This is a genomic window from Streptomyces sp. FH025 (assembly GCF_017427025.1).
Lineage (GTDB): Bacteria > Actinomycetota > Actinomycetes > Streptomycetales > Streptomycetaceae > Kitasatospora.
Window position 1 is genome coordinate 1 of the sequence record NZ_JAFLNG010000276.1, and the last position, 9,547, is coordinate 9,547.

The 9,547-nt window shown below is 73.9% G+C and carries 11 protein-coding genes and 1 rRNA gene; 9 read left to right on the top strand and 3 right to left on the bottom strand.

Annotated elements, in window-relative coordinates; all coding sequences use genetic code 11:
• Window positions 1-107 precede the first annotated feature (107 nt).
• From rrf to J0670_RS20040, 3 genes are all read left to right on the top strand, one after another.
• Window positions 108-224: ribosomal RNA gene (rrf, locus tag J0670_RS20030) — 5S ribosomal RNA — on the top strand.
• Window positions 225-425: 201 nt separating this feature from the next.
• Window positions 426-1,358 carry a hypothetical protein gene (locus J0670_RS20035; protein ID WP_207813016.1) on the top strand — a complete coding sequence of 311 codons (933 nt, stop codon included), beginning with the start codon at window positions 426-428 and terminating at the stop codon, window positions 1,356-1,358.
• Entirely contained in the window at window positions 1,295-2,185 is an 891-nt protein-coding gene (locus J0670_RS20040) for a tetratricopeptide repeat protein (protein WP_307806601.1), read from the top strand. Before J0670_RS20035 ends, J0670_RS20040 begins: the two co-directional genes overlap by 64 nt.
• Before the next feature lie 76 nt (window positions 2,186-2,261).
• Here the strand turns inward: J0670_RS20040 and J0670_RS20045 are convergent, their stop codons facing one another.
• Window positions 2,262-3,632, bottom strand: a complete 1,371-nt coding sequence (locus tag J0670_RS20045; RefSeq protein ID WP_207813006.1) for a DUF1015 family protein — start codon at window positions 3,630-3,632, stop codon at window positions 2,262-2,264.
• Window positions 3,633-3,724: 92 nt separating this feature from the next.
• Here J0670_RS20045 and J0670_RS20050 point away from each other — a divergent pair, with 92 nt between their 5' ends.
• Together J0670_RS20050 and J0670_RS20055 are read left to right on the top strand one after the other, a co-directional pair.
• Window positions 3,725-4,273: a M48 family metallopeptidase gene (locus J0670_RS20050; RefSeq protein ID WP_207813007.1), complete on the top strand. Its 549-nt coding sequence runs from the start codon at window positions 3,725-3,727 to the stop codon at window positions 4,271-4,273.
• Between the two features lie 79 nt (window positions 4,274-4,352).
• A complete protein-coding gene (locus tag J0670_RS20055) occupies window positions 4,353-5,393 on the top strand; it encodes an HAD-IIA family hydrolase (protein WP_207813008.1) in 1,041 nt (346 codons plus the stop codon).
• 25 nt (window positions 5,394-5,418) lie between these two features.
• Here J0670_RS20055 and J0670_RS20060 read toward each other — a convergent pair whose 3' ends face one another.
• Window positions 5,419-5,766, bottom strand: coding sequence for an SCP2 sterol-binding domain-containing protein (locus J0670_RS20060; RefSeq protein ID WP_207813009.1), 348 nt, complete (start codon window positions 5,764-5,766; stop codon window positions 5,419-5,421).
• A 158-nt stretch (window positions 5,767-5,924) separates the two neighbouring features.
• Here J0670_RS20060 and J0670_RS20065 point away from each other — a divergent pair, with 158 nt between their 5' ends.
• From J0670_RS20065 to J0670_RS20080, 4 genes are all read left to right on the top strand, one after another.
• The gene (locus J0670_RS20065; protein ID WP_207813010.1) at window positions 5,925-6,761 is read left to right on the top strand and encodes a hypothetical protein; all 837 of its coding nucleotides are present in this window, start codon (window positions 5,925-5,927) and stop codon (window positions 6,759-6,761) included.
• A complete protein-coding gene (locus tag J0670_RS20070; protein WP_207813011.1) occupies window positions 6,745-6,942 on the top strand; it encodes a hypothetical protein in 198 nt (65 codons plus the stop codon). Before J0670_RS20065 ends, J0670_RS20070 begins: the two co-directional genes overlap by 17 nt.
• Window positions 6,943-6,978: 36 nt before the next feature.
• Window positions 6,979-7,785 carry a TlyA family RNA methyltransferase gene (locus J0670_RS20075; RefSeq protein ID WP_207813015.1) on the top strand — a complete coding sequence of 269 codons (807 nt, stop codon included), beginning with the start codon at window positions 6,979-6,981 and terminating at the stop codon, window positions 7,783-7,785.
• Between the two features lie 96 nt (window positions 7,786-7,881).
• Window positions 7,882-8,790, top strand: a complete 909-nt coding sequence (locus tag J0670_RS20080; RefSeq protein ID WP_207813012.1) for an NAD kinase — start codon at window positions 7,882-7,884, stop codon at window positions 8,788-8,790.
• 21 nt (window positions 8,791-8,811) lie between these two features.
• On the opposite strand, the gene J0670_RS20085 is transcribed toward J0670_RS20080, so the two are convergent.
• On the bottom strand, window positions 8,812-9,414 hold the full coding sequence (locus J0670_RS20085) for a hypothetical protein (protein WP_207813013.1): 603 nt from the start codon (window positions 9,412-9,414) through the stop codon (window positions 8,812-8,814).
• Window positions 9,415-9,547 lie beyond the last annotated feature (133 nt).

Below are 9,547 nucleotides of genomic sequence, written 5' to 3' on the forward strand. Positions count from 1 at the left end.
ACGCTCGCGTTCACTGTGTGGTTCCCGGGTAGCGAACAGCTATCGCCGGCGAACAAAGGAATCACTTTCCAATTGAAAAGTGTGTTTCGCTGAATACCCGATAGGGTTTCGGTGGTCATAGCGTGAGGGAAACGCCCGGTTACATTCCGAACCCGGAAGCTAAGCCTCACAGCGCCGATGGTACTGCAGGGGGGACCCTGTGGGAGAGTAGGACGCCGCCGAACAATTATTCAAGGCCGCGGCCCCAGCGACTCGCTGGGGCCGCGGCCTTTTTGTGTTTTGCGAACGTGAACGAGGCCGGCAGGCCGGGACCTTCGCCCAGACGCGGACGGTTCGGGCATGCCGGACAATGGAGATGGTGCTCGGCCAGGAGGCCGGCGCTGATACCGCGTGACGGCACTGGAGTTGCTCGGTCCGCGGTGGAGTTGAAGCAGCAGAAGGAGTCACCAGGATGTCGAACCAGCCCGAGGGCCGTCCCGATCGTCGATCGGACGACGGCCGAGGCTACGAGCCCCGGTCCCGTGGGGGCTGGTCCAACGACCGTGGTGGCCGCCGCGATGACCGTCGCGACGACCGCGGCGGCGACCGTGGCGGCGACCGTGGCGGTTTCCGCCGCGATGACCGCCCGTACCGCGACCGGGATGACCGTCGTGACGACCGTGGGGGCGACCGCGGGGGCTTCCGCCGCGATGACCGTGGTGGCGAGCGCGGCGGTTTCCGCCGTGACGACCGCCCGGCCGGCGGCGGTTTCCGTCGCGACGACCGCCCCTCCGGTGGTTTCAACCGTGACCGTGACGACCGCGGTGGCTTCCGCCGCGATGACCGTCCGGCCGGTGGCGGTTTCCGTCGGGACGACCGTCCGGGTGGGTTCCGTCGTGATGACCGTGACGACCGTCCGCGTCGCGAGGACCGTCCGTTCCGCGACCGCGACGACCGTGGTGGCGACCGCGGCGGCGGTGGTTTCCGTCGCGACGACCGCCCCTCCGGTGGCGGCTTCCGTCGTGACGACCGTCAGGGTGGCGGCTTCAACCGCGACCGTGGCGAGCGCGGCGGTGACCGTGGCGGTTTCCGTCGCGATGACCGTGGTGGCGACCGCGGCGACCGTGGCGGTTTCCGCCGTGACGACCGCCAGGGCGGCGGTGGCTACCGTCGGGACGACCGCCAGGGCGGCGGCTTCAACCGCGACCGCGACGACCGCGGCCGTCGGGACTACGACGACCGTCGTGGCAACTACGAGCCGGTCAAGCGCCTGCCGATCCCGGAGGACGTCACCGGCTTCGAGCTGGACGCGGACGTGCGCCAGGAGCTCAAGAGCCTGCCCAAGACCCTCGCGGACGACGTCGCCCGCAACCTGGTGATGGTGGCCCGCCTGCTCGACGGCGAGCCGGAGGAGGCCTACCAGTACTCGCGCGTCGCGCTGCGGCTGGCCTCCCGCGTGGCCGCCGTCCGTGAGGCGGCCGGTTTCGCCTCGTACATGACCCAGCGTTACTCCGAGGCGCTGACCGAGTTCCGCGCCGCCCGTCGGATGACCGGCCGGGCCGACCTGTGGCCCGTGATGGCCGACTGCGAGCGCGGTCTGGGTCGTCCGGAGCGGGCGCTGGCGATGGCCGGTGAGCCCGAGGTGAAGCAGCTGGACAAGGCCGGCCAGGTCGAGATGCGCCTGGTGGCGGCGGGTGCCCGCAGCGACATGGAGCAGTTCGACGCCGCCGTGGTCACCCTGCAGAGCCCGGAGCTGGCCTCCAGCGCCGTACACCCGTGGACCGCCCGTCTGCGGTACGCCTACGCCGAGGCGCTGATCGCGGCCGGCCGTGGTGACGAGGCCCGCGAGTGGTTCGCCAAGGCGGCCGAGGCCGACACCGACGGCTCGACCAACGCCTCGGAGCGGCTGGCCGAGATCGACGGCGTGGAGTTCACCGACGCGCTGGACCCGGAGCTGGCCGAGGACGACGCCGACCAGGCCGAGGCCCCGGCGAAGAAGCGCGGTGGCGACGTCGCCGACGACCGCGTGATCTTCGAGGACGAGGAGGACGTCGAGGAGTACTACGACGAGGACGACCTCGAGATCGACGAGGAGTTCGACGGCGTGGTGCCCGAGCGTCCCCAGGCCACCAAGGCCCAGCAGGACAAGGCCGACCAGGCCGAGGACAAGCAGGCCGAGGCCAAGGGCGACGACGCCCAGAGCTGAGCGTCCTGAAACGCCGTGAGGCCCTGCCGCTCCCCCGAGGAGCGGCAGGGCCTCACGGCGTTCGGGGCGGAATCCGCTACCCCAGGGCGAGACTGCGCAGCACCAGCCCGGTGGCCGGCTTCGGCCCGAAGGAGGTGGACTTGCGCGGCATGGTGACGCCCTGCTCGGCCAGCCGCCGCACCACGGACTCCCGGACCGGGTGCAGCAGTACGGCGGTGCCGCCGGTACGGGCGGCCTCCCGCTCGGCGGCCACGGCGGTGTGCAGGTAGCCGATGTCGTCCGGGCCGTCCGGGACGTGCCAGGTGTGGTCGAGCAGGGTGGCGTGCAGGACGGTGGCGTCCAGGTGGCGCCACTCCTCGGGCCGGTCGTGCGGCACGGTCGCGTCGAGCAGGGTCTCCTCGGGCTCGCTGAGCAGCCAGTAGACGCCGTCGCCGCCGGTGAGGACGAAGCCGTTGCCGCCGTGCCGCTTCTGCTCGGAGAGCGCCTGGAGCGCGGCGGGCAGCGGGCCGGGGACCTCCTTGACCTTCCACTGGTCGCCGAGCCGCTCCAGCGCCGTGGCGATCGGCAGCCGGTACAGCACGCGGTGGATGGCCCGGACCCGCAGCGGGTAGCGGGCGGTGTCGACCAGGAGCACCATGCCCCGGTCCCAGGGGCTGCGCGGCAGGTGGCGGTGCTCGCGCTGGAGCCGCAGGTACATCTCCCAGCGGTGGTGGCCGTCGGCGATCAGCGCCCGGCAGGTGGCCAGGTCGCGGCCGATCTCGGCGATCTCGGCGGGGTCGGTGACGGCCCACAGGCGGTGGTGGGTTCCGTCGCTGGTGGCGGTGGAGAGCAGCGGCTCGCGCTCGACCGTCCGCTCGACGACGCCGGAGGCGCCGCCGTTGCCCCGGTAGGTGAGCAGCAGCGGTTCGAGGTTGGCGCGAGTGGTGCGCATCAGGCCGACCCGGTCGGCGACCGGCCGGGGCATGACGTCCTCGTGCGGGAGGACGACGCCGGCCTCGCGGCCGCTCACCGCGAGGGCGCCGATCAGGCCGCGCTGGATCATCGCGGGGGAGTCGGGGGTGGCGGGCACCCGCTGCTCGTAGACGTAGATCGCGGGCTGCGGGTCGGCGGCGAGGACGCCGTCGCGCTGCCAGTCGGCCAGCAGCCGGGCGGCGTGCCGGTACTTGGTGTCGCGGTCCGGCCGGTCACCGGCGTCCTCGGGCTCGGGCCGGGGCAGGATCAGCCGCACCACGTTGTGCGGGTCGGCGGTCTCCAGGTCGAGCCGACGCCCCGGGTCGACGACGTCGTACGGCGGGGACATCACAGCGGCCAGCGCGCCGACCCGGTCGGGGACGTAACGCAGACCTCGGAAGGGGGACAGGGACAGGCCTGCGGTGGCGACGTGCCCGGGGTCACCGGGGCCGCCTACGGGAGTCTCGACTCCGTCTTCTGCACTGGGGCTGCTCATTCTGGGCATCGTAACCGGGTACGCGTTGTTGAGAGATCGGAATACCCGTGCCGACCTGTGGGGCGGGTGTACGACCGAGGGCGAGGTACGGCATGGGCGACGGGCAGGATCGGGTGGACGGTGGTGTGCCGGACGAGCAGCCGCCGGCGGGGAGCATCCCGGCCCAGGGGCGGCCCGGCGAGCCCGCCGGGGACGTGTACGACTGGTTCCGCCGGGGCGCGAAGCTGCTGGCGCAGGGCCACCCGGCGGCCGCCGAGCAGCTGCTGGCCCACGCCGCGGCGGCCGAACCGCACTCGCGCAGCATCCGGGAGGCGCTGGCCCGGGCCCAGTTCGACGCCGGTTCGTACGCGGCGGCGCTGGAGAACTTCCGGGCGGTGGCGCTGGCCGATCCGGCGGACGACTACGCTCAGTTCGGGTGGGGCGTCGCGGCGGCCCGGCTGGGCGACTTCGAGACGTCCGCCGAGCACCTGGCGCTGGCCGTGGCGATGCGGCCGGGGGCCGACCACTACCGGGAGGCGCTGCGGCAGACCAGGGCCACCCTGGCGGCCCGCGCCGGGGCGTACGGCCCGCTGCTGCCCGGGGCACCGGGGTACCGGGAGCAGATCGGGGGAGAGCCCGGTGGCGTCAACGACGACGCGTGACCGGGTGTGACGACGAGGACGAACCGCAGCCGACGCGGTGGAGAACCGCGGTGAACGCAGTGAATGAGGTAGCGCAGCCATGACCGAGACGGCCACCACCCCCGAGCGACGGACCGCCCCCGGCGGCAGCGACCGACCCCTGACCGAGGCGTACGACACGGCGCTGCTGGACCTGGACGGCGTGGTCTACGCGGGCCCGCACGCGATCGAGCACGCGGCGGACTCGCTGGAAGTCGCGCGTACGGCCGGCATGCGGCTCGCGTACGTGACCAACAACGCCTCCCGCCCGCCGCGGGTGGTGGCCGAGCACCTGACCGAGCTGGGCGTGCCGGCCGATCCCTCGGACGTGATCAACTCGGCCCAGGCGGCCGCCCGGGTGGTGGCCGAGAGGGTGCCGGCGGGCGCGAAGGTGCTGGTCGTGGGCGGGCTGGGGCTGGAGGAGGCGCTGGCCGAGCGCGGGCTGGTCGCGGTCCGCTCGCTGGCCGAGGATCCGCTCGCGGTGGTGCAGGGCTTCGACCCGTCGGTCGGCTGGGCACAGCTGGCGGAGGCCGCGTACGCCGTCCGCAGCGGGCTGCCCTGGGTGGCCTCGAACACCGACCTGACGATCCCGACGGCGCGCGGCATCGCGCCCGGCAACGGGACGCTGGTCGCGGCGGTGCGGGCGGCGGCCGGGGTGGACCCGGTGGTGGCGGGCAAGCCGCTGCCGCCGATGCACCGGGAGACGGTGCTGCGGACCGGCGCCCAGCGGCCGCTGGTGGTCGGGGACCGGCTGGACACCGACATCGAGGGCGCGTTCAACGGCGGGGTGGACAGCCTGCTGGTGTTCACCGGGGTCGCCACCCCGGCGCAGCTGCTGTCGGCCCCGGTCGAGCACCGGCCGACCTACCTGGCGGCCGACCTGCGCGGGCTGCTGGTGCCGCACCCGGCGGTGACCGCCGAGTCGGGCGGCTTCGCCTGCGGCGGCTGGGTCGCGACGGTCGAGGGCGGCGAGCTGCGGCTGGCCGGCGCCGGGGACCGCTGGGACGGTCTGCGGGCGCTGTGCGCGGCGGCGTGGACGGCGCTGGACGCGGACGGCCGGCCGGTGGACGGGCACAAGGCGCTGGCCGAACTCGGGTTCTGAACGTCGGAGGTTCGGCGCGACCGGGTCAGAGCAGGGTGCGCAGTCGCAGCAGGTCGCGGAAGCCGGCCTCCAGCCTGACCCGGCCGCTCGCCCAGGCGGAGGCGAAGTTGAGCCCGCCGTTGACCAGGGCGACCAGGTCGTCGCTGCTCAGGGTGAGCCGGATCGCGGCCTTCTCGGCGGGCGGGCCGGGCGTGGAGACGACGTCCTGGATCCGGCCGTCGCGCAGCTGCCCGGTGAAGGTCAGGTCGAGGTCGGTGATCCGGCAGCTGAGCGAGCGGTCGAGGGCGGCGGCCTTGCGGGCGTCCCCGGTGGACTTCGCCATGTTCCGGCTGAACTGTTCCAGTGCCTCCCGGCACTCCTCGGCGTTCGCCACGGCGGCGGCTCCATTCCCCAGGTCACTGCGGCGCTGACTGACGGGCCACGGTACCTCAGGAGGGTTTTGGCGGTAGCGTCGTCAGTGGGGTGCCCGGATCGGCCCGGGTACCGACGGCGACGGAGCGATGCGCGCGTAGGCGCTAAGGAGGCACCCGGATGCTGCCGAGGACGGTGCGGGGAGCGGTGGCGGCCGCCGCCGTGGTGGTGGAGGAGGTCGGCAAGCGGGTCGCCGACACCGCGGCCGCGGTCCTGGAGAAGACCGGCGTCGACGTCTCGGAGGTCGAGCGCAAGCTGGGCGGGCAGTTCCCGCCGTCGGCGAAGACGCTGCAGAGCCTGGCGGAGGAGGCGGTCACCGCTGGGCGGGCCGGGGTGGACCTGGCCGTCGGGGTGGCGCGCAACGAGGTGGAGAAGGCCTTCGAGAAGGTCGGCGACCAGGTGACCAAGGTCGGCGTGGTGCTGGCGTACCTGGAGAGCAAGCTGCGCGAGGTGGAGGAGCCGGCCGCGACGAAGCCGACCCCGGAGCCGTACCCGGAGGACGGGCCGACGCCGGCGCCCCGGGCGGACGACCTGTTCGGGCGCGGCTGGGAGTTCGAGGACGAGCGGTTGGCGGAGCCGGTCGTGACCGAGCGGGTGGAGGTGGACGAGCCGGTCGAGATCGATCCGCCGCTGTCCCCGGCGAGGGAGGCCGCGGTGTGGAAGGCCGCGACCGAGGCGGCCGAGGGGGCCGAGGAGCCCGCCGTCCGGAAGGAGGCGGCGCCCACGAAGAAGGCGTCCGAGAAGGCGTCCGCGAAGAAGGCACCTGGGAAGAAGGCGCCGGCCAAGAAGACCGCCAAGAAGACCGCGGTCGCCGGGAAGGCGACCGTCAGGAAGACCGCCGCGCAGCCGGAGCAGGACGGAGCCGGCCCCAGGGCGGCCGCCAAGCGCACGGCGGCGAAGAAGACCACCGTTCGCAAGACCACCAGCACGAAGAAGCCCGATGTCCGGGACGAGTGAACCAGCGGCGCCGGCCGGGCCGCTCGGCGTCGAGCTGGTGCCCACCGGCCACCCCGGGGTGGACGCCGGACTGGCCCGGCTGGAGGCCCTGGACGGGGTGCCCGCCGAGGCGCACGTCGCGGTGTACGAAGATGTTCACCAGCGGCTCGCCGACACGCTGGCCGCGCTCGACCAGGAATGACCCGTAGGACCCGTAGGAGCTGAAACACCAGTGGCAGTGGCACGACGCCGACTCGACGCGGAACTGGTCCGCCGCAAGCTGGCCCGATCGCGTGAGCACGCGTCCGAGCTGATCGCCGCCGGGCGGGTGACCGTCGGCGGCACCACCGCGACCAAGCCGGCCACCCAGGTGGAGACCTCGGCGGCGGTCGTGGTGGCGAAGGACGAGAACGACCCCGACTACGTCTCGCGCGGAGGCCACAAGCTGGCCGGCGCGTTCGCGGCCTTCGTGCCGCAGGGCCTGGTGGTCGAGGGCCGCCGGGCGTTGGACGCGGGTGCCTCCACCGGCGGGTTCACCGACGTGCTGCTGCGTTCCGGGGCCGCCCACGTGCTGGCGGTGGACGTCGGCTACGGGCAGCTCGCCTGGTCGCTGCAGAGCGACGACCGGGTCACCGTGATGGACCGCACCAATGTGCGCGAGCTGACCCTGGAGCTGATCGGCGGCACCCCGGTGGACCTGGTGGTGGGCGACCTGTCGTTCATCTCGCTGGGCCTGGTGCTCCCGGCCCTGGCCTCCTGCGCGGCCGAGGACGCCGACCTGGTGCTGATGGTCAAGCCGCAGTTCGAGATCGGCAAGGAGCGCCTGGGAAGCGGCGGGGTGGTGCGCAGCCCGCAGCTGCGCGCCGAGATGGTGCGGCAGGTGGCCGGGCAGGCGTGGGAGCTCGGGCTGGGCGTGCGCGCGGTCACCGCGAGCCCCCTGCCGGGACCGTCCGGCAACGTCGAGTACTTCCTCTGGCTGCGCCGGGACGCCGCGCAGCTGGACCCCGCGGAGGCGGACCGGGCCGTGGCGGAGGGGCCCCGGTAGGGTGCCTTGCGAGCGTCCGGCCCGTCATGTTGTTGTATGGCGCGGCCGCACCGGGGCCAAGGGCGACCCGGTAGGCGTTAGGGAGAGGGCAGCGGCATGAGCGATGAAGAACGTACGGTCTTCCTGATCGCGCACACCGGCCGGGAGGCGGCGCTGCGCAGCGTCGAGGGCCTGGTGCACGGGCTGCTGAAGGCGGGCCTCCGGATCAGACTGCTGGAGGCCGAGGCGGTTGACCTCGACCTTCCGGACGGCGTGGAGAAGGTGGCCGAGGGGCCGGGCGCGGCGGACGGCTGCGAGCTGATCCTGGTCGCCGGCGGGGACGGCACGCTGCTGCGCGGCGCGGAGCTGGCGCGCGAGCACGGGCTGCCGATGCTCGGCATCAACCTGGGCCGGGTGGGTTTCCTCGCCGAGGCGGAGCGGGACGACCTGGCCGTGGTGGTCGAGCGGGTGGTGGACGCCGACTACGAGGTCGAGGAGCGGATGACGATCGACGTGATCGTCCGCACCAACGGCGATGTGGTGCACCGGGACTGGGCGTTGAACGAGGCGTCGATCGAGAAGGCGTCCCGGGAGCGGATGCTGGAGGTGGTGACCGAGGTGGACGGCCGCCCGGTCTCCAACTTCGGTTGCGACGGGGTGGTCTGCGCGACGCCGACCGGCTCGACGGCGTACGCGTTCTCCGGCGGCGGGCCGGTGGTGTGGCCAGAGGTGGAGGCGCTGCTGCTGGTGCCGATCTCCGCGCACGCGCTGTTCGCCCGGCCGCTGGTGACCTCGCCGCACTCGGTGCTCGCCGTCGAGGTGCAGCCCAAGACCCCGCACGGGGTGCTCTGGTGCGACGGTCGGCGCTCGGTCGAACTGCCCGCCGGGGCACGGGTGGAGGTGCGCCGGGGGCAGACGCCGGTGCGGCTGGCCAGACTGCACCGGGCGCCGTTCACCGACCGGCTGGTGGCCAAGTTCGCGCTCCCGGTGACGGGTTGGCGCGGCCGGTCGAACACCACGCACTGACCGTACGGGTCTGACGCCCCGTCAGACCGCCAGCGGCTGGCTCTCGTCGGCCGCGCCGAGCCGCCCGCCCGTCACGGCGCGGGCGGCCAGCGCGGCGAGCCGTTCGACCGCGGCGGGCACGGCCGGGGCCGGCACGGTGAGCGGGATCCGGATGTGGTGCTCGAAGGCGCCGTCCGAGCCGAAGCGGTTGCCCGCGGCGATCCGGATCCCGGCGTGCTCCCCGGCCCGGGCCAGTGCCGCGCCGGACAGTCCGCCGGTGGAGATCCAGAGCGCGAGGCCGCCGGGCGGCGCCGGGAAGCTCCAGTCGGGCAGGTGCCCGGGCAGCGCGGCGGCGAAGGCGTGGGCGGTGGTCCGCAGCCGGTCCAGCTGGTGGGCCCGGACGTCGGGGAGCGGCTCGCCCATCAGCTCGGCGGCGATCAGCTGGTCGAGCACCGGGGTGCCGACGTCGCTGTAGACCCGCTCGCCGGCCAGGCGGCGCACCAGCGCGGGCGCGGCCCGGACCCAGCCGATCCGCAGGCCGCCCCAGAGCAGCTTGCCGGCCGAGCCGACGGTGATCACCTGGGCGGAGCGGTCCAGTGCCGCCATCGGGCGCGGCAGCGGCGCGGACTCCGGTACGCCCCTCAACCGCGCTGGGACCTGGAGGAGTGGCAGCGGGTGCTGCGCGGCGCCGCGCCCAAGATCGCGTACGTCATCCCGGACTTCCACAACCCCACCGGCGCGCTGATCGGCGAGGAGCAGCGCCGCGAGCTGCTGGCCG

Excerpts from the sequence above, each read along its gene's own strand:
- J0670_RS20065 (WP_207813010.1), top strand. The coding sequence starts at position 5,925 with ATGCTGCCGAGGACGGTGCGGGGAGCGGTGGCGGCCGCCGCCGTGGTG.
- J0670_RS20055 (WP_207813008.1), top strand. The coding sequence starts at position 4,353 with ATGACCGAGACGGCCACCACCCCCGAGCGACGGACCGCCCCCGGCGGC.
- J0670_RS20080 (WP_207813012.1), top strand. The coding sequence starts at position 7,882 with ATGAGCGATGAAGAACGTACGGTCTTCCTGATCGCGCACACCGGCCGG.
- J0670_RS20045 (WP_207813006.1), bottom strand. The coding sequence starts at position 3,632 with ATGAGCAGCCCCAGTGCAGAAGACGGAGTCGAGACTCCCGTAGGCGGC.
- J0670_RS20070 (WP_207813011.1), top strand. The coding sequence starts at position 6,745 with ATGTCCGGGACGAGTGAACCAGCGGCGCCGGCCGGGCCGCTCGGCGTC.
- J0670_RS20050 (WP_207813007.1), top strand. The coding sequence starts at position 3,725 with ATGGGCGACGGGCAGGATCGGGTGGACGGTGGTGTGCCGGACGAGCAG.